Raw genomic sequence first — 19,853 nt, 5'->3', positions numbered from 1 at the left:
GGTGGGATTCCATCTTTCCCCGAGATGGTTTCCACTTGCTTGAACCCATTCCGAAGACTCGGGCATGATGGGCGCAAAGTAGAGCCGACAAGTTAACGGAAAGGCAAATCCGCCGTTGAAAAAGCCCGTTCGAAATCCGCGCGAAGTCGCTGAAATCGTTGCAGTTCAGGCCCTCGGCTTCCTGGCCGGCGAACCGGAGCGGCTGGGCCGTTTCCTGGCCGAGACCGGGATCGGGCCGGAGACGCTGCGATCCTCGGCCGCCGACCCCAATTTCCTGGTCAGCGTGCTCGATTTCGTGCTGCGCGATGACGAGACGGTAAAGGCTTTTGCCGCCCACTCCAAGTTACATCCCACCAATATCATGGCAGCACGGCAGGTATTGGGCGACCGCCAGTGGGAGCGCGACGTGCCGTGACCGGCTCGGCGCCAGCGAGCGGGTCACGCGCGGTCAGCGGGCCGACCTGCTTCTGCCGAGACTGCCTGACGGACCTCGACGATGGCGCGCGCCGCTGTTCGGGCTGCGGCTCGCCGCGCCTCGTCCGCCATCGCGCCCTGCCCGCGCTGACCCTGGCCCATATCGACTGTGACGCGTTCTATGCAACCGTCGAGAAGCGCGACAATCCAGAGGTCGCCGACCGGCCCGTCATCATCGGGGGCGGCAAGCGCGGCGTGGTGTCGGCGGCCTGCTACATCGCCCGCACCTATGGCGTGCGCTCGGCGATGCCGATGTTCAAGGCGCTGGAGCTGTGTCCCTCGGCGGCCGTGATTCCCCCGGACATGGCGAAATATGTCCGCGTCGGGCGTGAGGTCCGGCAGGCGATGCAGGCGCTGACGCCGCTGGTCGAGCCGCTGTCGATCGACGAGGCGTTCCTCGACCTCTCCGGTACCGCGCGCGTCCACGGCATGATCCCGGCCAAGGTGCTGGCGCGCTTCGCCCGCGACGTCGAGCAGACCATCGGCATCACGGTGTCTGTCGGGCTGTCCTGCAACAAGTTCCTGGCCAAGATCGCCTCGGATCTCGACAAGCCGCGCGGCTTTGCCGCGCTCGACCAGGAGGAAGCACTGATGATGCTGGCCGACAAGCCGGTCGGCTTCATCTTCGGCGTCGGTCCGGCGACCCAGCAACGGCTGGCGAACCAGGGCTTCCGCACCATCGCCGACCTGCAGCGCGCCGACGAGATCGAGCTGATGAAGCAGTTCGGCGGCGACGGCCGCAGGCTGTGGCGGCTGGCGCGCGGCATCGACGACCGCAAGGTGGTGGCCGACCGCGGCGCCAAGACGATCTCGAGCGAAACCACCTTCGACACCGACATCCGCGACTACGTGACCCTGGAAAAGACCCTGTGGCGGCTGTCGGAGAAGGTGTCGGCACGGCTGAAGGCGAGCCAGCTCGCCGGGTCGACCATCACGCTGAAGCTGAAGACCGCGGACTTCCGTCAACGAACGCGCTCGCAATCGATCGCGGCGCCGACGCAGCTCGCCGGCAAGATCTTCGCAATCTGCAAGGAGATGCTGGCGCGCGAGACCGACGGCACGGCGTTCCGGCTGATGGGCACAGGCGTCAGCGCGTTGCGCCCGGGCTCGGAGGCCTCCGACACCGACATGCTCGACCGCCGCTCGGCCTCGGCCGAGCGCGCGATCGATGCGCTACGCAAGAAGTTCGGCCAGGCCGCGGTGATCCGCGGCATCGCCTATGACGGCCCGGAGCAGACCGAATGACGCCCCGGTCAATTGCTGCAGGGCTTGCCGTCCTTCACGTCCTTGACGTCGAACTTGCCGAGCGCGCCGGCGATGACGAAATCATTGTAGTCGAGCACGAGCGCGCGCGAGACGCCGTTCTCGTAGAGCTCGAACGACATCGCGTAGACCGGCGTCTGCTCGCCCTCGGCCCGCTTGGCGTCGCGGTCATAATAGCTGACCGTCACCGGCCACCGCGTCATCTTCTTCATCTCGTCATTGTCGGTCGAGGCGTCGGGCTTGGCGGCGGCCTTGTCGGCCGGCACGGGCGCACCGATCACGGTCAGCGTGTTGTAGACCTTCTCGCCATTGTCCGAGCCGTCATAGACCGTCAGCTCGAGCAGCGACTTGCCCTCGCGCGCGGCGGCGATGATGCGATGAATCTGCTCGGTCGGAAAAACGGTCGAGCCGTCGAGCGTGAAGGTCTTCGCCTCGGGCTGCTTGAGCTTGACGGTGATGTGATCGCCGGTGCGCTCGGCGATACCGTCGACCGGGCTGGAGGCCTGCTCGTTCATGCGCGAGTCGATCTTGAAGCGGTAGCTCTTCCCGGCGCCGTCCTCCCATGCGGTGGACCGCAGGTCGCTCAGGGTCACCTTGCCCTCCCCGAGATCGAGCTCCGAGACCTGGCGGAATTCCGAAGTGTAGCCGTCGCAGGCGTTGCCGGAGAAATTGTAGAGGATGCGGCCGCGCGCGCTATTGACCGGGCTCGAACCGCGCGACTTGACCAGGCTCAGGTCGTAGAGCGCCTGATGCGGCAGGAACGGCACCGCCGCCCCGGCCTGCGCCGGACCGAACGTGATCGCCGCGACGGCGAGCGCTCCCATCGACAGTCGAAACGAATGAGCCATGAGTTTTCCTCGGAGGACGTATCGCTAAACCGTCACATTAGAGACCGCTGCATTGCGTCGCAACTGCGGCTGTCTCACGGAAACGTGCGCTTAAAGCGCCGGAATCGCGTCGGTGCTGGCAGCTTGCATGTCACTGGCAACTGCGCCAAACAGGGCCGCGGTCCGGCACGGGACCGGCTTTCAGGCGACAGAACGGGGATTTGAGATGGCGGGTACGGTCGAACAGAACCTGGCGGCACAGGGCATCACACTGCCGGCACCAAAGGCACCGGTGGCCAATTACGTCCCGTTCGTGCGCACCGGCAATCTGCTGTTCGTGTCGGGCCAAGTCTGCCTCGGCGGCGACGGCAAGATGATCGCTTCCGGCAAGCTTGGCGGCGGCGTGTCGATCGAGGACGGCTATGCGGCCGCGAAGGGCTGCGGCGTCAACCTGCTGGCGCAGGTGAAGGCGGCGGTCGGCGATCTCGACAAGGTCGTGCGCGTGGTCCGGCTCGGCGGCTTCGTCAATTCGGCGCCGGATTTCCTCGACGGACCGAAGGTTCTCAACGGCGCCTCCGACCTGATGGTCGCCGCCTTCGGCGACAAGGGCCGCCACGCCCGCACCACCGTCGGCGTCTCGGCCTTGCCGTCCGATGCGGCGGTGGAAGTCGAAGGCGTGTTCGAGGTTGAGTGAGTTCGAAATTGAAGACAATGGACGGGGCGAATGCGCGCACCTGACTGGCTGACGGCCCGCCCCGTCGCCCATCGCGGCCTTCATGATGCTGTCAGCGGCATCATCGAGAACATGCCGGCCGCCGCACGCGGCGCCGTGGCCGGCAACTTCGCCATCGAATGCGACATCCAACTGTCGGCCGATGGCGAGGCCATGGTGCATCACGACTATGATCTCGGACGCCTCACCGAGGGCACCGGCCCGCTGATTGAGAAGACCGCGGCAGAGCTGAAAGCGATCAAGTTCAAGCAGACCGACGAGCAGATGATGACGCTCGGCGACCTCTGCAACCTGATCGCCGGACGCGTGCCGCTGGTCGTCGAGGTCAAGAGCACGTTCCAGGGCGATCGCCGTCTGGTCCGGCGCATGGCCGAGGTGCTGGCGTCCTACTCCGGGCCGGTGGTCGGGATGTCGTTCGATCCGGACCAGGTCCGTGCCTTGCGCGAGACCATGCCGAAGCTGACGCGCGGCATCGTCGCGCAGCGCAGCTACGAGGACGGCTATTGGGCCAAGCTGACCCAGGCGCAGCGCGACAGCATGCTGCATCTGAAGCACGGCTTCAGCAGCCAGCCGCATTTCGTCGCCTATTGGGTCGACCAGCTGCCTGCGCCGGCCCCCTGGATCGCGCGCAATGTGTTCGGCTGCCCGCTGCTGACCTGGACCGTCCGCACCCCCGAGCAGCGCGCCGCTGCGGCCCGCTACGCGGATCAGATGATCTTCGAAGGGTTTACGCCGGAGACGTGACGCCGGCCTTGAACTCGCTGCTGCGATGCACGATCTTCAGGGCGTGGCATCTGGAACGTCCCGGCCGGGGCGTCCCGTGCCGGCCGGTTTGACAAGGACTCGATGGCATCGCCTGAGATCACGCTCGAAGCCGTTCCCGGGATCAGCGAGATCCCGGCGGCCGCATGGGATGCCTGCGCCAATCCCGGCGGTCGCGTTGGTCCCGGCTCATCTCCCGCCTGCGGCCGCGGCTACAATCCGTTCATCTCACACGCGTTTTTCTCAGCACTCGAAGCCTCTGGCTCGGCCACCCTGCGCACCGGATGGGCGCCGCGCCATCTGGTGGCGAAGATCGGCGACGATATCCTCGGCGTCGTGCCGTGCTATCTGAAGTCCCATTCGCAGGGCGAATACGTCTTCGACCGCGGCTGGGCCGACGCCTATGAGCGCGCCGGCGGCCGCTATTATCCGAAGCTGCAGGTGTCGGTCCCGTTCACGCCGGCGACCGGGCCGCGGCTCTTGATCCGCGCCGACCAGGACCAGGAATTGATCGGTAATGCACTTGCGCAGGGGCTCAAGGCGCTGTGCGGGATCAGCGAGGCGTCGTCGGTCCACGTCACCTTCGCCCGGGAGTCGGAGTGGCAGCTGCTCGCCGCGCAGGGCTTCCTGCAGCGCACCGACCAGCAGTTCCACTGGCACAATCAGGGTTTTTCCAGCTTCGACGATTTCCTGGCGACGATGAATTCGCGCCACCGCAAGGCGATCAAGCGCGAGCGGCGCGACGCATTGGCCGCCGGCATCACCATCCACTGGCTGACCGGCAAGGACATCACCGAGGACGCCTGGGACGCGTTCTTCGCGTTCTACATGGAGACCGGCTCGCGGAAGTGGGGCCGGCCGTATCTGACCCGCAAGTTCTTCGCGCAGATCGGCGAGACCATGGCTGAGGACGTGCTGCTGGTGATGGCCAGGCGCGACGGCCGCTGGATCGCCGGTGCGATCAACTTCATCGGCTCGGATACGCTGTTCGGGCGCAACTGGGGCGCCATCGAGCACCACCCGTTCCTGCATTTCGAGGTCTGCTACTACCAGGCGATCGACTTTGCGATCCAGCACAAGCTTGCCGTGGTCGAGGCCGGCGCCCAGGGCGAGCACAAGATCGCGCGCGGCTACCTGCCGCAGACTACCTACTCCGCCCACTACATCGCCGACCGCGGCCTGCGCCACGCCATCGACGACTATCTCAAGCGCGAGCGCGCCTATGTCGAGCAGGCCGGCCGCGAGCTCGCCGAATCCGGACCGTTCCGGAAAGGCATGGACGAGCCGTCTTGACCGGCGACACCTGCCGGTGAGAGTAAGGCGCACCAAGAAGAACCGCTTAAGGGACTGCCCATGACCGCCTACGATCCCAACAATCCGTTCGCAAAGATCCTGCGCGGCGAATTCCCCTGCACCAAGGTCTACGAGAACGACCACGTGCTGGCGTTCCTCGACATCATGCCGCGCGTCCCCGGGCATACGCTGGTGATCCCGAAGGTGCCGGCCCGCAACATCCTTGATATCACCGAGGAGGACTACCTCCATGTCGGCCGTGCCGTGCGGACCATCGCGCGCGCGGCCAAGACCGCGTTCGCCGCCGACGGCATCACCGTGCAGCAGTTCAATGAGCATGCCGGCGGGCAGATGGTGTTCCACCTGCACGTCCACATCATGCCGCGCCACAATGGCGATTCCCTGCTGCCGCCCGCGAGCCGCAAGGAAGATCCGAAGGTGCTGGAGGAGAATGCGGCGAAGCTGATTGCGGCGCTGAAGGGCTGATCAGGCCTCGTCGAGCCCGATGTCCAGCGCGGCCGACGAATGCGTGATCCAGCCGACGGAGATCAGGTCGACGCCGGCCGCGGCGATCGCGGGCGCGGTCTCCACGGTGATCCGGCCCGAGGCTTCGGCGATGGCCTTGCCGCCGATCATGCCGACCGCGGTTTCGAGCTCCGCCGGCGTCATGTTGTCGAGCAGCACCGCGTCGACGCCGAGCGCCAGCGCCTGCTCGAGCTGCGCCAAAGTGTCGACCTCGACCTCGATCTTGACGAGATGGCCGGCATGGGCCTTCGCGCGCGTGATGGCAGCCTTGATGCCGCCGGCGATGGCGATGTGGTTGTCCTTGATCAGGACGGCATCGTCGAGCCCGAACCGATGATTGCCGCCGCCTCCGGCGCGCACCGCATATTTCTCCAGCGCGCGCAGGCCCGGCGTGGTCTTCCGGGTACAGACGATCTGCGCCTTGGTCCCTTTCACCGCCGCGACCAGCGACGCCGTCGCGCTGGCGACCCCGCTCAAGCGGCAGAGGAAGTTGAGCGCCACGCGCTCGCCGGTCAGCAGCGCCCGCGCCGGGCCGCTGATGGTTGCGATCGTGTCTCCCGGCGCCGCGGCGCTGCCATCAGGCCGCACGACCTCCAGGCGCACGTCCGGCGAGACGGTCTGGAACGCGCAGCGCGCCACATCGAGGCCCGCGATCACGCCGTGCTGGCGCGCCCGCAGCTTCAGCGATGCGCGCTGCTCGGCCGGCACGATGGCATCGGTGGTGATGTCGCCGGCCCGGCCGAGATCCTCAAGCAGCGCCATGCGCACCAGCGGCTCGTAGAGCAAGGGCGAGAGAGGATTGAGACTCATGGCACTGCACTCCTCAACGGCGTCTGCTCGGCCTCTCCGATGTCGCGCGCAACCGCAATCGCCTCGGGCAGAGTGAAGCTGGACGGCTGCGCGACGGTCCGCGTGTCCGGACGATCGCTGCGGAAATGCGCGCCGCGGCTCTCCTCACGGGCATGCGCCGCGACCGCGAGCATCAGGCCGACCAGCGCAGGATCAGCCGCGGGCCCGGCCTGCTCCGCCAGCGGAAGCAGGCTGCGGACGGCCGCCGCGATCGTGCGGCGCTCGCGCATCACGCCGAGCGCATGCGACAGCAATGGCCGTACGGCCGACGGATCGGACGCCGGCGGAATAGCCGCCACCGCGCATGGCTTGCCGGCACGCTGCGGCGCGCCGGCCACGCTTTCGGCCACCCATTGCGCGCAGACGATCGCTTCCATCAGCGAGTTGCTGGCGAGCCGGTTGGCACCGTGCAGGCCGGTGCTGCTGGCCTCGCCGCAGGCCCACAAGCCCGCGACCGTGCTGCGTCCCATCGCGTCAACGGCGATGCCGCCCATATGATAGTGCACGGCCGGCCGCACGGGGATCGGATCGTGCGCGGGATCGATGCCCGCCATGCGGCAGAAGGCGCTGATCACGGGATAGCGCGCGGCGAAATCCTTGCCCGGCTTGTCGCGCGCATCGAGGAACACGCGGTGCCCCTGCGCCCGGCGGCGCCATACCGCGCGCGCCACCACGTCGCGGGGCGCCAGCTCGGCCCCCGGCTCGTCGGCCATGAAGCGCGTGCCGGTCTCATCGATCAGCACCGCGCCGTCGCCGCGGATCGCCTCGGTGAGCAGCGGCAGCGGCCGCGAGGGCCCGTCAAACGCGGTGGGGTGAAACTGCACGAATTCGAGATCGGACAATACCGCGCCCGCCCGCGCCGCCAGCGCGAGCCCCTGGCCGAAGCAGCCGGAGGGATTGGTACTGTCGAGGAACAGCCCGCCGATGCCGCCGGTTGCGATCACGACGCGTGTCGTGGCGAGGATCAGAGCCGCATCGCCGCGCACCGCAACCACGCCCTGGATCGCGTTGTCGTCGACAATCAGCCGGCGCGCCTCGACGCCCTCGAGCAAGGTCACCGAAGCACAACGCCGCACAGCCGCGATCAGTGCGCGCATGATCTCGCGTCCCGTGCCGTCGCCGGTCGCATGCACGATCCGCTTGCGGCTGTGCGCGGCCTCCAGGCCCAGACGCCAGCGTCCGTCCGCATGCCGGTCGAACGCGACGCCGAGCTGGGCGAGGCGCTCGACCGCGGCCGGCGCAGCATCGATGATACGGCGCGCGGCGGACTCGTCGCACAATCCCGCTCCGGCAGCGAGCGTGTCCTTCAGATGCAGCGACGGATCATCGTCATCGCCAACCGCCACGGCCAGTCCGCCTTGCGCCCACATGCTCGATGCCTCCGCGCCGAGCGGCGACTTCGACAGCAGCACGACGGGCTCGGGCGCGAGCTGAAGCGCCGTCATCAGACCTGCGGCTCCGCCGCCGATGATCACGGGACGGCCAGCCAACTTCGAAACATCGATGCTCATGATGCCAGCATCCTTTCCACGGCGCGCCGCGCGCGCTCGGCCATCGCGGGATCGATCGTGACCTCGTGCGTATTGGTCTCGAGCGCATGGCGGATGTTCTTCAACGTGATCCGCTTCATGTGCGGGCACAGATTGCAGGGGCGGATGAACTCGATGTCGGGATGGAGCACGGCGACATTGTCGCTCATCGAGCATTCCGTGAGCAGCACCACCCGGACCGGCCGTCTTGCTCCGACGAAGTCCGACATCGCCGCGGTGGAGCCGGCGAAGTCGGCCTCCGCCACCACCTCCGGCGGACACTCCGGATGCGCGAGCACGGTGACCCCGGGATGGTTGTCGCGTAGCGTGCGGACGTCATCGGCGCTGAAGCGCTCATGGACCTCGCAATGCCCTTTCCAGGCCGTGATCCTGACCTTGGTCTGTGCGGCGACGTTGCGCGCGAGATATTCATCCGGCAGCATGATGACGTGATCGACACCGAAGGACTCGACGACGGCGCGCGCGTTGCCGGAGGTGCAGCAGACGTCGGACTCGGCCTTCACCTCCACCGACGTGTTGACATAGGCAACCACGGGCACGCCCGGGTGGCGCGCGCGCATCAGCCGCACGTCGTTAGCGGTGATCGACTCCGCCAATGAGCAGCCTGCCTCTACGTCAGGGATCAACACCGTCTTGTCGGGATTGAGCAGCTTGGCGGTCTCGGCCATGAAGTGGACGCCGGCGAGCACGATCACCTCGGCATCGACCTTGGTCGCTTCGCGCGCCAGCAGCAGGCTGTCGCCGACGATGTCGGCGACGCCGTGATAGATTTCGGGCGTCTGATAGTTGTGCGCCAGCACCACGGCATTGCGCCGGCGCTTCAGCGCCAGAATGGCTTCGACATCGTCCTCGAAGACGGCCCATTCCGGCGGCGGGATCACCCGCCTCAGACGCTCAGCAAGCGATGCATTCGGCCCAACGGCGGGCAGGACAAGATCAGCCATTTATACTCTCCATGAGCATAAGACGGCTTATACTTATCCTGAGCATAAGCCTTGTCAAGCGCGGCAGATCAAGACCGCGAGAGCGGCAGCTTGGTTCCTACCACCGCCCGCTCGGCCAGAACGCCCTGCCGGAAGCGAAAAAGCTTGGCCGGCCGACCGATCGTGTCGGCAGCGATTGCGCCTGTCTCTTCAACGAGTTCCTGCTGCTCGATGAGGCGGCGGAAGTTCTGCTTGTGGACGAGCCGGCCTGCCAAGGCCTCGACGCTGCGTTGCAGTTGCAGGAGTGTAAATTCTTCCGGCATCAACTCGAACACGACCGGCCGGTATTTGATCTTGGCGCGCAGCCGCGCGATGCCGGTGGCGAGAATGCGGCGGTGATCACCCGTCATGGCGCGGCCCGGCACGATCGGATCGCCTCCCTTTTCGCGCACGCTCTCGGGGATCAGCCCCGCCTCATACAGCAGCTCGTAGCGCTGCAGCGTCAGCTCCTCGTTCCACTCGCGGCCATCGAGGCCGAAGGTGATGGCGGCGCGCCGCCACCTGGTCTTCTGCAGCGTCGGCTCGTCGGCGGATCGGGCCCAGGCTTTCAGCTTCGGCGCGATGATCTTGGCCAGGATCGCCGGCGGCCCGTCGCGATGATCCTCCCACGGGAAGTAGTCGTACCAGGATGACCATTGCGCATCCGCGCCCTCGCGCCCCTCCTCCTCACGGGTCAGGCCGAGATAGCTGATGGAGATCCGGTGCGGCGCGTCGGGATCGCCGGTACGGCCACGGTCGGCGAAGGTGTAGAGCTGCTCGACATAGCCCAGGGGATGGCCGGTCTGGGCCTCGACCCAGGCGCGCAGGCCGGTCTGCAGCGAGCGGTGCCCGAACTGAAACGGTCCGCTCGGCAGCGCCGCAGCGTGCTCGATCGTCATGATCCTGGGCTGCCCGTCGGTCACCGCCACCAGCACGGCGACGAGGTCCGCCGTGATCGCATCCAGAGCCGTCACCGTCTTCTGCGGCCGCTTGTTCACCTTCGACATCCGGATCTGTCGGTCCTATTTGTCATCCTTGCCAGCCGCCGCCGGCGTGAACACGCAGTGATCCGGTTTCAGATCGATCAGCGGCGTCTCGTCGAGGCAGTCGAGACCGCGCACCAGAACGGTGCTGCCCTCCAGCGCGACGAAGCGGACTGTCGACACGCCGATCGGATTGGGACGCACCGGCGAGCGCAGCGCGAAGGTGCCCCGGGTCTCGCCATCATGATGGCGCGGGCTCTGCTTTACGAGATCACGGCGCGCCCGGTTGAGCCAGTACAGCACCTGGAGATGGCTGAAACTGTCGATGCCCTCTAGCGCCGGCACCCAGGGCTCGAAGATCTCGAGCCGGCACACCGGCCCCTCGAAGCTGCCCTGCCGCGGCGTCTCCAGCCGCGAGGTCCAGGGCGTGCGGATACGGCCGATGAAATACAGCGTGGCGTCGCGCGGCTGTGGCGCGTCGATGGCGACTTCGCCCGGGCGGAGATCGGTATCAGCAGTCATTGCGGAGTCCTCAGGTCTTCCCGGCAATCTATCCGAACCTCGGCTCACCGCAATTGCGGCCGCGCAAGATCGCGCAACTCATCCGAGCCACCATTTGCCGGCCAGCATCGCGGCCTCGCCGCAGACGACACCGGCGAAGATCGAGCGACGGGTCGCCATGAAGGCCGCAAGGCCGGCAACGACGGCACCGTAGCGCAGGCCCCACGGCACGCTGGCGAGCGCGCCCGGCGGCTGCACCAGGATCTGGGCGATGACCCCCGCCAAGATGGCGGTCGCGACCGCCTTGACCCACATCAGCAGGTCCGAGCCCTCGTCGAGCCCGCTGCCGAACCAAAGTCCGAGCAGGCGCCAGATCTGGTTGGGGATCACGCCTGCCACCAGCAGCACCACGAGCGCATGCCAATCGCCGATGAAGTCGCTCATGCCAGCCCCCGCCGCTCGCGCCATTTGTGCGCGCCGAACGCGAGCGTTCCGGCGACGACGCCGCTGACCAGGATGTCGACGCCGCTGTTGAGCTGGGCGGCCAGCGGATACAGCACGAGGCCGAGGCCCAGCGCGAGCACGTCGGCAAGCTCCCTGGCGTTGCGCAGGGTCGAGAACAGGAAGGCCAGCGGCGTCAGCAAGAGCACCGCGGCGCCGAAGGTCTGCGACAGATTGGCGGCGAGAAGATACCCGATGATGGTCGCGATCAGCGCAATCCCCATCAGGCCGGTGCCGAGGCCATGGACGAAGGCGATGCGGCGCTCGCGCGGCACATGCGGCAGGAAGCGATAGCATTCGACCCACAGGGTGACTGCGGTGAAATGCGCGATCAGCACCAGGTGCCGCCGCTTGGTCTGGGGCGAGCGGATCAGCGGCAGCACCGCCACCACCATTGGAAACAGCCGGATCGCGCTCATCGTCACCGCGATCGCCGATTGCAGAATGGTCTGGCCGGAGCCGAGCGTGGAGACCAGGATGATCTGCGCCGGACCGGCCCATACCAGCGCGGTAGAGAGGATCGCCCAGAGCATGCTGAAATGGGTGTCGTGGGCGAGCGCGCCGATGCCGATGAAGGTGACGAACAGCACCAGCGACAGGATGGTCGCCGACGTCGCGCGCAGCCCCCAGCCGAAGGCGCGCAGTGAACCATGCCATTGCGGCGAATCGAGCGGAGGAAGTGTCACGGGCGGCCCAGCGGAACGAACCGCGATAAGGCTGGCGAAAGCCGCGCGCGTCAACCGCCATCAGGCGCGCGCGGGTCTGCGTCCGGCGCAGCCATTCCCCCGCACGCCATGCTGCGGCAGCGCTATCCGGAGCGATTGCGCAACACGAAGCAGGCACCACCGGCTCCGCGGATCCGACTGCAGAGCGCGTCGGCCTCGGCCCGTGTCTCGGCGCCGATCCGCACCTGGTAGAAGGCGCGGTTGCCGCGCGAGCGCATTACCGACGACAGCAGGCTCGGGTCGCGGTCGCCGATGACCGGGCCGAGCCCCTTGATCGCCCGCGAATACATCGCGAGCGCCTTGTTGCGGTCGAAGCCTGCAGCCAGCTGGACGCCCCATGGTTTCGCGGCCGACAGCGCCACATGTTGCTCGAGCTCCGTGACGAACGGATTCGGCGCGCGCTTCAACATCGCCATCAGTTGATGACACGAGGTCGGCGGCGGGCTCGGCGGCATCTTGCCGCCGTTGCCGGCGGCCGCCCACTCATCGATCGTGGCTCCGGTGATGGCCGAGACGTAGTTGCGGGTCTCCCAGGGCATCTGCCCCTTGCCGGCGAGCCAGTCCTGCACCCGGCGCGGCCCCGCATTGTAGGCCGCCGCCGCGAGCCCGAGATTGCCGAACTGATCGCGCAGCTCGGCCAGAAACTGCGCCGACTTCGGCAGCGCCTGAACCGGATCGAACGGATCAAGCAATTGGCGCTCGTTCGCCGTGCCCGGCATGAACTGGGCGATTCCCTGCGCGCGCTGGCCGTTGCGCGTGACCGGCCCGACTGCATCGCTCTGAAAGCGGCTCTCCTGCCAGATCACGCGGGCGAAGAATTCGAGCGGCAGATCATTCGCCTTGGCTGCGGATTCGATCATCAGGCAGATCGCCTCGCGCGTGCCGCTCTCCTTGGACTCGTCGGTCTTGTTCTCCGGGCCCTCTGCTGCAGCGTCTGCCGGCTTCGCAGCCTCCTGCGGCGAATCCTGCCGCGCGCCATCCTTCGGATCAGCCGGCACGGCAACGTCGCGGTCGGAGGCCTGCTCCGCCGCCACGCCGGACAAGGGCATGGTCAGCATCAAGGCAAGGCCGAGACAGGCAATGCGAGCAACGGAAACCATGGAAAGCATCGTGGGCGCGGTGCAATGGTTGGAATTCTGCCGACAGACAAAGCCGAAGACCATGCGGGGTTCCACCGCGCGGCGCCTTGACACGGCGAACGAGCCGGCTAGCAATCCCCAAGTCCTGCAGGGAGCGCGACGGATGACCGCACCGACCGACGACAGACTCGGCTTCGCGCCCGACAGCGATGCGCCATTGTCCTATATGGCGCGCACGCGCGACTACTATCTGGCGATCGGCTATGACACGCCCTATCGCTGGGCCCACTACACGTCGGCGCCGTTTCAGCCGCTGCGCAAGCCGCTCGCGCAGTCGCGCGTCACCATCGTCACCACGGCCGCGCCTTTCGATCCCGCCAAAGGCGATCAAGGCCCCGGCGCGCCCTACAATGGCGGCGCCAAGTTCTACTCCGTCTATGACGGCGACACGTCGGCGCAGCACGACCTGCGCATTTCCCACATCGCCTATGATCGCGTGCACACCTCGGCCGAGGACTCCGGCACCTGGTTTCCGCTGCCACAGCTCCTAAGGCTGGCAGGTGAAGGCCGCATCGGCGCGGTCGGACCGCGCTTCTTCGGCGCCCCGACCAATCGCAGCCACCGCGTGACGATCGAGACCGATGCGCCGGAGATTCTCGCGCGCTGCCGCGCCGACGCGATCGACGCCGTCGTGCTGCTGCCGAACTGTCCGGTGTGCCACCAGACCGTAAGCCTTGTGGCACGGCATCTCGAAGCGAACGGCGTCGCGACCGTCGTCATGGGCTGCGCCAAGGACATCGTCGAGCACGCCGCCGCGCCGCGCTTCCTGTTCTCGGATTTTCCGCTCGGCAATTCCGCCGGCAAGCCGCACGACGCGGCCTCGCAGGCCTTCACGCTCGATTTGGCTTTACGTGTCCTCGAGAGTTCACCAGCCGCACGCACGACCGTGCAATCGCCTTTGCAGTGGAGCGAGGATCACGGCTGGAAGCGCGACTACAGCAATCCCGCCATGCTCGCGCCGCAGGAGCTGGCGCGGCGGCGCGCCGAGTTCGATGCGCAGAAGGCGATCGCGCGGCAGGTTCGTGGAAAGCAGGTGTGAAAGCCACACTCGGGCGAAACTCGCCCGGGAATTTCTTCGGATAATGCTGATTGCGCTTGCCGTCCCGCTCCAGTTGCGCTTGAGTTCCCCCGGGTTTCAAGGGGGCAGTACCAAATGAGAGTTGTAGCGTTGGTGGCGCTGTGCGCCGCGCTGGGAGGTTGCGCGTCCGTAACGCGGGGTACAACCGAGACGATCAGCGTCGCGTCGACGCCGTCCGGCGCCGAGGCCACGGTCGCCGGTCTCGAAGCGCCGATGACCTGCACGACGCCCTGTTCGTTCGTCGCCAAGCGCAATGCCGACATCTCCGTCACCATCGAAAAACCTGGCTACGAGACCCAGATCATCCCGTTGACCAAGGACATCCCGGCGACCGGCGCGGCCGGCTTCGCCGGCAACATCCTGGCGGGCGGCCTGATCGGCATGGGAGTGGACGCAGCGACGGGCGCGGCGACCGACCACAAGCCGAACCCGGTGATCGTCACCTTGCAGCCGCGCATGGCGGCGCCGGCAGGCCGTGCGCAGCGGCCGCCGCGGCGGCCGGCTCCGCCGCCGGCACAACCGGAGGCCGGGACCTAGCGCCGCCAAGGGTTGCCTGTCAGCCAGCCGCCGATTGTGCCTCGCTGGTCGCGACAGCATCGACCGGCAGCGCGAACTGCTCGACCCGGTTGAGCGGCTTCTTGTTGAGCAGCAGCCGGGTCACATCGGGGCGCGAATAGTGCCCCGCCGGATCGGCGGCATTCTTGGCGATGCCGATCATGCCCAAATCGATCTCGGCGATCAGCAGGCCTTCCTGCTCCGGCGGCAGCTTCTCGGCGAGCGAAGAGCCATCCGGACCAAAGATCGCGGCGTAGCCGCCGCCGACATGCAGCAGCGCGTGCTTGTCGGGCCGGTCACACAGCTCGTCGATCATCGCCTGCGAGACGGTGGCGCACGGCGCCAGCACGAAGCACGAGCCCTCGACCGCATAGACGCGCGAGGCGGCGTTGTTGACCTCGGCGCCGAGCGCCGGCGCGAACGGATCGTACAGCGAGAAGCTCGGCCACGCTGCGACATGGACCTGCTCGTTCTGCGCGTACATTGCGTATTTCGACAGCGGCTGTAGATGCTCCCAGCAGCACAGCGCACCGATCCGGCCGATATCGGGACGATCATGCACCGCAAGGTCACTGCCGTCGCCCTCACCGTAGACGGTGCGCTCGGCATGAGTCGGCCGCAGCTTGCGGCGCCGGGCGATGGTCTCGCCCTCGGGGCCGATCAGCCATTGCGCGATGTAGAGGCTGCCGCCGTCGCGCTCGGAGAGTCCCAGCACGGCGGTCAGCCTCGCCTTGCGCACGGCAGCCCGCAGCGCCTCGGCCTGCGGGCTGTCATAGGCCAGCGAGTTGTCGAAATAGCGCTGCACGAAGCCGCGGCCGATGCACCAGGCTGGCGAGTCCATCCAGATGTGCCAGGGGTAGCCGGGGATGAACACCTCCGGAAACGCGATCAGCTTGGCGCCCTTGTCGGCCGCCTCCTCGATCAGGGCGATGGTCTTCTTGATCGAGGCGTCCAGGTCGAGCCAGGCCGGTGCCGCCTGCACCACCGCCACCTTGTATTTCGGATGTGCCAGTCCCATCGCTGCTGCTCCCTGATGCCCGTGCGCGGCGGGTGGCGCCGCGACCGGGCCAACTATTGACGCCAGCCGGCTTTCGCGCTCGTCTCCCAGGGAACGAGCATTCGACTGCGGCCGGGACGAAGATCTCGCCGGCCCGGAATTTGCTGCATTGCCACAGATCAGACCGGCACAGGTGCAGGAGGAGACGGAGCGATGCCGATCCTGTTCACCACCGACGGAAGCCCGGGCCACCGCCGGCTGGCGCTGTGGCAGGACATCGTCTGCGACGTCTATGTCGGGCTCGATTGCACCTCCGATCTCGGCAGCGCGTTTCGCGGCTCGGTGACCCACACCGCGTTGGGACGGGCCGTGTGCTCCGAGGTCGCCTCGGACCGGCAGCGCGTGCACCGGACCTCGCAGCGGATCTCCCGGGCGGATGCCGACTTCATCCTCGTCGCGCTCGGGCGCGAGGGGATCGGCGGCGTCGTCCAGGATGGCCGCGACACCGTGATCAGGCCCGGGGAGTTCGCGATCTACGACACGACCCGTCCCTATGAGCTGCAGTTCGACGCCGCGTTCAAGCAGATCGTGTTCAAGCTCCCGCGCGAGATGCTGCAGCGCCGGATCGGTCCGACCGAGACCGTAACGGCGATCAGCTTCGGCTCCGACAGCCCGCTCCAGCCACTCGCCCACGACTTCATCGTCAGGCTCTGCGAGCGCGCCGAGCGCATCGGCCCCGAGCATGCCGAACGGCTGGCGGACCAGGCCGCCGACCTGCTCGCCATGACCCTGGCCGAGCGGCTGTGCACCCAGCCCCTGCCCGCCTCGAGCCACCGCGCAGCGCTGCTCTATCGGATCAAGGCGCACGTCCGCACCCGGCTGTCCGACGCCGACCTCTCACTGCCGGAGATCGCACGCGAGCTCGGACTCTCGGCGCGCTACGTCAACGATCTGTTCTCGGACGAGGAGACGTCGTTCCAGCGCTTCGTGCTGGCCGAGCGGCTCACGCAGTGCCGGCGCGATCTCGGCTCGCCGATGCTGGCTCATCGTCAGATCAGCGAGATCGCCTTTTCCTGGGGCTTCAATGACCTCTCGCATTTCGGCCGCGTGTTCCGCGAGCAGTTCGGCCTGTCGCCACGCGAGTGGCGGCGCAGCACCTTGAAGCGCTAAACTCCCCTCGAAACTCCCTTGCAACGCGCTGGCCGCATGCGCTGGTCGGCCGGGCCGGATCTGCGATGCGCCGTTTTGCCTTGAAGGCTCTGTTTACCCTGCTGACGTTGAACCGGGATGATGACGATCCTCCCCGTTGGGATCTGATCATCCTGATCGGCTCGACGATCGTGAGCATTGGCCTGATCGGGCTTTACGCCTATGGAAAGGCCACCGGCCGCTGGTAGGCCGGATAAGTCGGGTGAACGTGACATGATCATGCGAGCAGGGCTTGGGTTGGCTTTGACGTGCCTGCTCACAGGCCCAAGCCATGCGCTGGACAGCGAGCAGAAGCGTGGAAAAGCGCTCTTGCAAAGCCTTTGCAGCCGATGCCATGCCGTAGGTCTCACGGGCGCCAGCCCGCACCCCGACGCGCCCCCGTTCAGGACCTTCGGTGACAGCAAGCTCTACGACGAGGATTTCGCCCAGCGGCTGCAGGCCGGCCTGTCGACCATTCACAAGGACATGCCGAGCTTCCAGTTCGACCGGCCCGAGGCGGAAGCCGCGGCCAACTATCTCAAGGCGATTCAGGTCCGCCCCAAACGGCGGTGACGCGTCGGCGCGCTCCGCCGGCGTGGAACGGGATATGTACCGCCGTGTTGCCCGTTCCCGTCCATTGTCCGCGGCCCGGCAGCGGCCGGAGCCCGCATGATGACGCCGACGACCCCAGGTCTGCACGCCGACGGACTGCCGCTGCCGCAGCGCACCTGGGCGATCGTGACGATCGCGCTCGGCATCGTGCTGGCCGTGGTCGACGGCGCCATCGCCAATGTGGCGCTGCCGACGATCGCCCGCGACCTGAACGCCAGCCCGGCGTTCTCCATCTGGATCGTCAACGGCTACCAGCTCGCGGTCACGATCTCGCTGCTGCCGCTGGCCTCGCTTGGCGAGATCATCGGCTATCGGCGGGTCTATCTCACCGGCCTCGTGCTGTTCACGGCGGCCTCCGCCTTCTGCGCGCTCGCCGACAGCCTGCTGCTGCTGACGCTCGCGCGCATCCTGCAGGGCTTTGGCGCCGCCGGCATCCTCAGCGTCAACTCGGCGCTGGTGCGTTTCACCTATCCGCACGCTCTGCTCGGCCGCGGCATCGGCATCAATGCGATGGTGGTCGCGGTGTCCGCCGCCGTCGGTCCGACCATCGCCGCCGGCATTCTCGCCGTGGGCAGCTGGCCGTGGCTGTTCGCGATCAACGTGCCGCTCGGCATCGTCACCTTCGTCTTCGGCTTCCGCTTCCTGCCGCATACGCCGCGCGCGCCGCACATGTTCGACTGGCAGAGCGCGGCGCTGAGCGCGGTCGCGTTCGGCTTCCTGATCGCCGCCGTGGACAGCCTCGGCCATGGCGAGGCCCTGGTGACCTGCGCGATCGAGTTCGTCGTCGCCATCACGGCCGGCGTGTGGCTGGTCTGGCGCCAGACCCACATGGCCTCGCCGCTGCTGCCGCTCGACCTCTTGCGCATCCCGGTGTTCGCGCTGTCGATTGCGACCTCGATCTCGTCGTTCTGCGGCCAGATGCTCGCCTTCGTCGCCATCCCCTTCTATCTCGAAAGCCATTTCGGCTATTCGCCGGTGCAGATGGGTCTCCTGATCACGCCGTGGCCGATCGCGGTCGGCCTGACCGCGCCACTGGCGGGCCGGCTGGTCGAGCGCGTGCCGGCCGGCCTGCTTGGTGGGATCGGATTGGTGATCTTCGCCTGCGGGCTCGGTGCGCTCGGCCTGCTGCCGCGCGAGCCGTCGGCATGGGACGTCGTCTGGCGCATGGCGCTGGCGGGCTGCGGCTTCGGGCTGTTTCAGACGCCCAACAACCGCACGATGATCGCGGCCGCCCCGCGCGAGCGCGCGGGCGGCGCCAGCGGCATGCTCGGGACGGCGCGGCTGCTCGGCCAGACCACGGGCGCAGCCCTCGTCGCGATGTTCCTGGCGATCGACACGACCGACGGCACGCGGCTGTCGCTCTTGACCGGCGTCGGTTTCGCGCTGGTCGGCGCATTCCTGAGCATGCTCAGGCTGTCGCCGGCCGGCGCCCGCGGCGCCGAGCGCGTCCGCGTCCAGGACGGCCAGCGGCTGAAGGGCGAGTAGCGACAGCGATGACGGACTGGACGATGCTGGCCCTGCTCGCCCTCGCCGCCTTCGGCTCGGGTATCGTCAATGCGCTGGCCGGCGGCGGCGCGTTCCTGACCTTCCCGACGCTGCTTGCGGCCGGCATCCCGGCCATCGACGCCAACGCCTCCAGCACCGTCGCGCTGTGCCCCGGCCAGTTCGTCAGCGCCTGGGCCTCCCGTGAGATCTTGAACGACGCAAAGGCGCCGTGGCGTCACGACCTCGTGCGGCTGTCGATCATCAGCCTGCTCGGCGGCACGCTCGGCGCCGCGCTGCTCCTGGTCACACCGTCGGCCGCCTTCAGCCGGCTGGTGCCCTGGCTGTTGCTGTTCGCCACGATGGTGTTCGCATTCGGCATGCGCTTTACGCCAAAGGATGGCGCGCGCTGGTTCGGGCCGCGGACCATCCAGGCGGTGCAGTTCGTGATCGCGATCTATGGCGGCTATTTCGGCGGCGGCATCGGCATCCTGATGCTGGCCGCGCTGGTGTTCTATGGCCTGCGCGACATCCGCGCCATGAACGGCATGAAGGTGCTGCTCGCCGCGCTCATGAATATGACGGCCTCCGCCATCTTTGCGTTCTCGGGCCGCGTGCATTGGCTGGAGACGCTGACGATGATGGGCGCTGCCATGGTCGGCGGCTTCGTCGGCGCGCGGCTCAGCCAGATCATCCCGCCGGCCCATGTGCGCCGCTTCATCATCGCCGTCGGCTGCGGCCTGACGGTGTATTTCTTCGTCAAGCCGGCCTGAGCCGGACGTCGCATCAAAGCACCTCCCGTCAACGAAAAAGGCCGGCGCGACGGCCGGCCTTTCGTACTCATCTCGTCGCGT

At 67.5% G+C, this 19,853-nt stretch carries 23 protein-coding genes; 13 read left to right on the top strand and 10 right to left on the bottom strand.

Annotation, left to right across the window (positions count from 1 at the left end; genetic code table 11):
• Positions 1-115: 115 nt before the first annotated feature.
• Positions 116-415 carry a DUF3572 domain-containing protein gene (locus tag ACQR1H_RS29995; protein ID WP_315718395.1) on the top strand — a complete coding sequence of 100 codons (300 nt, stop codon included), beginning with the start codon at positions 116-118 and terminating at the stop codon, positions 413-415.
• Positions 412-1,719: a DNA polymerase IV gene (locus ACQR1H_RS29990; RefSeq protein ID WP_316181847.1), complete on the top strand. Its 1,308-nt coding sequence runs from the start codon at positions 412-414 to the stop codon at positions 1,717-1,719. Before ACQR1H_RS29995 ends, ACQR1H_RS29990 begins: the two co-directional genes overlap by 4 nt.
• Positions 1,720-1,727: 8 nt before the next feature.
• Here ACQR1H_RS29990 and ACQR1H_RS29985 read toward each other — a convergent pair whose 3' ends face one another.
• The gene (locus tag ACQR1H_RS29985) at positions 1,728-2,585 is read right to left on the bottom strand and encodes a cell envelope integrity EipB family protein (RefSeq protein ID WP_315804115.1); all 858 of its coding nucleotides are present in this window, start codon (positions 2,583-2,585) and stop codon (positions 1,728-1,730) included.
• Positions 2,586-2,790: 205 nt separating this feature from the next.
• Here ACQR1H_RS29985 and ACQR1H_RS29980 point away from each other — a divergent pair, with 205 nt between their 5' ends.
• The 4 genes from ACQR1H_RS29980 to ACQR1H_RS29965 all read left to right on the top strand — a co-directional run bounded on the left by ACQR1H_RS29980 (position 2,791) and on the right by ACQR1H_RS29965 (position 5,838).
• A complete protein-coding gene (locus tag ACQR1H_RS29980) occupies positions 2,791-3,258 on the top strand; it encodes a RidA family protein (protein WP_315804116.1) in 468 nt (155 codons plus the stop codon).
• A gap of 30 nt (positions 3,259-3,288) precedes the next feature.
• On the top strand, positions 3,289-4,041 hold the full coding sequence (locus tag ACQR1H_RS29975; RefSeq protein ID WP_316237479.1) for a glycerophosphodiester phosphodiesterase: 753 nt from the start codon (positions 3,289-3,291) through the stop codon (positions 4,039-4,041).
• A gap of 102 nt (positions 4,042-4,143) precedes the next feature.
• Complete coding sequence (locus ACQR1H_RS29970) at positions 4,144-5,352, top strand: GNAT family N-acetyltransferase (protein ID WP_434908612.1); 1,209 nt, start codon at positions 4,144-4,146, stop codon at positions 5,350-5,352.
• Positions 5,353-5,412: 60 nt separating this feature from the next.
• Positions 5,413-5,838 (top strand): HIT family protein, encoded by a 426-nt coding sequence (locus ACQR1H_RS29965; protein ID WP_315804119.1) that lies wholly within the window; start codon positions 5,413-5,415, stop codon positions 5,836-5,838.
• Here ACQR1H_RS29965 and nadC read toward each other — a convergent pair whose 3' ends face one another.
• The 8 genes from nadC to ACQR1H_RS29925 all read right to left on the bottom strand — a co-directional run bounded on the left by nadC (position 5,839) and on the right by ACQR1H_RS29925 (position 13,048).
• The gene (gene nadC / locus ACQR1H_RS29960; protein WP_434908611.1) at positions 5,839-6,687 is read right to left on the bottom strand and encodes a carboxylating nicotinate-nucleotide diphosphorylase; all 849 of its coding nucleotides are present in this window, start codon (positions 6,685-6,687) and stop codon (positions 5,839-5,841) included.
• On the bottom strand, positions 6,684-8,237 hold the full coding sequence (locus tag ACQR1H_RS29955; protein ID WP_434908610.1) for an L-aspartate oxidase: 1,554 nt from the start codon (positions 8,235-8,237) through the stop codon (positions 6,684-6,686). Before ACQR1H_RS29955 ends, nadC begins: the two co-directional genes overlap by 4 nt.
• Positions 8,234-9,220: a quinolinate synthase NadA gene (gene nadA, locus ACQR1H_RS29950; RefSeq protein ID WP_434908609.1), complete on the bottom strand. Its 987-nt coding sequence runs from the start codon at positions 9,218-9,220 to the stop codon at positions 8,234-8,236. The genes ACQR1H_RS29955 and nadA overlap by 4 nt, the downstream gene beginning before the upstream one ends.
• 68 nt (positions 9,221-9,288) lie before the next feature.
• A complete protein-coding gene (locus tag ACQR1H_RS29945) occupies positions 9,289-10,245 on the bottom strand; it encodes an NUDIX hydrolase (protein ID WP_315804123.1) in 957 nt (318 codons plus the stop codon).
• Between the two features lie 15 nt (positions 10,246-10,260).
• Complete coding sequence (gene tsaA / locus ACQR1H_RS29940; RefSeq protein WP_315804124.1) at positions 10,261-10,743, bottom strand: tRNA (N6-threonylcarbamoyladenosine(37)-N6)-methyltransferase TrmO; 483 nt, start codon at positions 10,741-10,743, stop codon at positions 10,261-10,263.
• 78 nt (positions 10,744-10,821) lie between these two features.
• The gene (locus tag ACQR1H_RS29935) at positions 10,822-11,166 is read right to left on the bottom strand and encodes an AzlD domain-containing protein (RefSeq protein WP_315804125.1); all 345 of its coding nucleotides are present in this window, start codon (positions 11,164-11,166) and stop codon (positions 10,822-10,824) included.
• Positions 11,163-11,909 carry an AzlC family ABC transporter permease gene (locus ACQR1H_RS29930; RefSeq protein ID WP_316181833.1) on the bottom strand — a complete coding sequence of 249 codons (747 nt, stop codon included), beginning with the start codon at positions 11,907-11,909 and terminating at the stop codon, positions 11,163-11,165. The genes ACQR1H_RS29935 and ACQR1H_RS29930 overlap by 4 nt, the downstream gene beginning before the upstream one ends.
• Positions 11,910-12,031: 122 nt before the next feature.
• A complete protein-coding gene (locus tag ACQR1H_RS29925) occupies positions 12,032-13,048 on the bottom strand; it encodes a transglycosylase SLT domain-containing protein (protein WP_434908608.1) in 1,017 nt (338 codons plus the stop codon).
• Positions 13,049-13,190: 142 nt separating this feature from the next.
• Between ACQR1H_RS29925 and ACQR1H_RS29920 the strand changes: the two genes are divergently transcribed.
• Together ACQR1H_RS29920 and ACQR1H_RS29915 are read left to right on the top strand one after the other, a co-directional pair.
• Entirely contained in the window at positions 13,191-14,126 is a 936-nt protein-coding gene (locus ACQR1H_RS29920; protein WP_315804128.1) for a glycine reductase, read from the top strand.
• Between the two features lie 114 nt (positions 14,127-14,240).
• Positions 14,241-14,702 carry a PEGA domain-containing protein gene (locus tag ACQR1H_RS29915; protein WP_315804129.1) on the top strand — a complete coding sequence of 154 codons (462 nt, stop codon included), beginning with the start codon at positions 14,241-14,243 and terminating at the stop codon, positions 14,700-14,702.
• Positions 14,703-14,721: 19 nt separating this feature from the next.
• Here the strand turns inward: ACQR1H_RS29915 and ACQR1H_RS29910 are convergent, their stop codons facing one another.
• The gene (locus ACQR1H_RS29910; protein ID WP_315804130.1) at positions 14,722-15,738 is read right to left on the bottom strand and encodes a carbon-nitrogen hydrolase family protein; all 1,017 of its coding nucleotides are present in this window, start codon (positions 15,736-15,738) and stop codon (positions 14,722-14,724) included.
• Between the two features lie 192 nt (positions 15,739-15,930).
• On the opposite strand from ACQR1H_RS29910, the gene ACQR1H_RS29905 reads away from it, so the two are divergent.
• The 5 genes from ACQR1H_RS29905 to ACQR1H_RS29885 all read left to right on the top strand — a co-directional run bounded on the left by ACQR1H_RS29905 (position 15,931) and on the right by ACQR1H_RS29885 (position 19,772).
• Positions 15,931-16,887, top strand: a complete 957-nt coding sequence (locus ACQR1H_RS29905; protein ID WP_315804131.1) for a helix-turn-helix domain-containing protein — start codon at positions 15,931-15,933, stop codon at positions 16,885-16,887.
• A gap of 65 nt (positions 16,888-16,952) precedes the next feature.
• On the top strand, positions 16,953-17,114 hold the full coding sequence (locus tag ACQR1H_RS29900; RefSeq protein ID WP_315804132.1) for a hypothetical protein: 162 nt from the start codon (positions 16,953-16,955) through the stop codon (positions 17,112-17,114).
• A gap of 25 nt (positions 17,115-17,139) precedes the next feature.
• A complete protein-coding gene (locus tag ACQR1H_RS29895) occupies positions 17,140-17,478 on the top strand; it encodes a c-type cytochrome (RefSeq protein ID WP_315804133.1) in 339 nt (112 codons plus the stop codon).
• Positions 17,479-17,577: 99 nt separating this feature from the next.
• Positions 17,578-19,002, top strand: coding sequence for an MFS transporter (locus ACQR1H_RS29890; protein WP_316181822.1), 1,425 nt, complete (start codon positions 17,578-17,580; stop codon positions 19,000-19,002).
• A gap of 8 nt (positions 19,003-19,010) precedes the next feature.
• Positions 19,011-19,772: a sulfite exporter TauE/SafE family protein gene (locus ACQR1H_RS29885; protein ID WP_316218264.1), complete on the top strand. Its 762-nt coding sequence runs from the start codon at positions 19,011-19,013 to the stop codon at positions 19,770-19,772.
• Positions 19,773-19,853 lie beyond the last annotated feature (81 nt).

It is taken from the genome of Bradyrhizobium sp. HKCCYLRH2015 (genome assembly GCF_051168215.1).
GTDB lineage: Bacteria > Pseudomonadota > Alphaproteobacteria > Rhizobiales > Xanthobacteraceae > Bradyrhizobium.
This window is presented reverse-complemented; position numbering and strand designations above follow the sequence as displayed.

Bases quoted from the DNA above. Each gene is read 5' to 3' on its own strand.
- ACQR1H_RS29985 (WP_315804115.1), bottom strand. From the start codon at position 2,585: ATGGCTCATTCGTTTCGACTGTCGATGGGAGCGCTCGCCGTCGCGGCG.
- ACQR1H_RS29980 (WP_315804116.1), top strand. From the start codon at position 2,791: ATGGCGGGTACGGTCGAACAGAACCTGGCGGCACAGGGCATCACACTG.
- ACQR1H_RS29975 (WP_316237479.1), top strand. From the start codon at position 3,289: ATGCGCGCACCTGACTGGCTGACGGCCCGCCCCGTCGCCCATCGCGGC.
- ACQR1H_RS29970 (WP_434908612.1), top strand. From the start codon at position 4,144: ATGGCATCGCCTGAGATCACGCTCGAAGCCGTTCCCGGGATCAGCGAG.
- ACQR1H_RS29965 (WP_315804119.1), top strand. From the start codon at position 5,413: ATGACCGCCTACGATCCCAACAATCCGTTCGCAAAGATCCTGCGCGGC.
- nadC (WP_434908611.1), bottom strand. From the start codon at position 6,687: ATGAGTCTCAATCCTCTCTCGCCCTTGCTCTACGAGCCGCTGGTGCGC.
- ACQR1H_RS29955 (WP_434908610.1), bottom strand. From the start codon at position 8,237: ATGAGCATCGATGTTTCGAAGTTGGCTGGCCGTCCCGTGATCATCGGC.
- nadA (WP_434908609.1), bottom strand. From the start codon at position 9,220: ATGGCTGATCTTGTCCTGCCCGCCGTTGGGCCGAATGCATCGCTTGCT.
- ACQR1H_RS29945 (WP_315804123.1), bottom strand. From the start codon at position 10,245: ATGTCGAAGGTGAACAAGCGGCCGCAGAAGACGGTGACGGCTCTGGAT.
- tsaA (WP_315804124.1), bottom strand. From the start codon at position 10,743: ATGACTGCTGATACCGATCTCCGCCCGGGCGAAGTCGCCATCGACGCG.
- ACQR1H_RS29935 (WP_315804125.1), bottom strand. From the start codon at position 11,166: ATGAGCGACTTCATCGGCGATTGGCATGCGCTCGTGGTGCTGCTGGTG.
- ACQR1H_RS29925 (WP_434908608.1), bottom strand. From the start codon at position 13,048: ATGGTTTCCGTTGCTCGCATTGCCTGTCTCGGCCTTGCCTTGATGCTG.
- ACQR1H_RS29920 (WP_315804128.1), top strand. From the start codon at position 13,191: ATGACCGCACCGACCGACGACAGACTCGGCTTCGCGCCCGACAGCGAT.
- ACQR1H_RS29915 (WP_315804129.1), top strand. From the start codon at position 14,241: ATGAGAGTTGTAGCGTTGGTGGCGCTGTGCGCCGCGCTGGGAGGTTGC.
- ACQR1H_RS29910 (WP_315804130.1), bottom strand. From the start codon at position 15,738: ATGGGACTGGCACATCCGAAATACAAGGTGGCGGTGGTGCAGGCGGCA.
- ACQR1H_RS29905 (WP_315804131.1), top strand. From the start codon at position 15,931: ATGCCGATCCTGTTCACCACCGACGGAAGCCCGGGCCACCGCCGGCTG.
- ACQR1H_RS29900 (WP_315804132.1), top strand. From the start codon at position 16,953: ATGCGCCGTTTTGCCTTGAAGGCTCTGTTTACCCTGCTGACGTTGAAC.
- ACQR1H_RS29895 (WP_315804133.1), top strand. From the start codon at position 17,140: ATGATCATGCGAGCAGGGCTTGGGTTGGCTTTGACGTGCCTGCTCACA.
- ACQR1H_RS29890 (WP_316181822.1), top strand. From the start codon at position 17,578: ATGACGCCGACGACCCCAGGTCTGCACGCCGACGGACTGCCGCTGCCG.
- ACQR1H_RS29885 (WP_316218264.1), top strand. From the start codon at position 19,011: ATGACGGACTGGACGATGCTGGCCCTGCTCGCCCTCGCCGCCTTCGGC.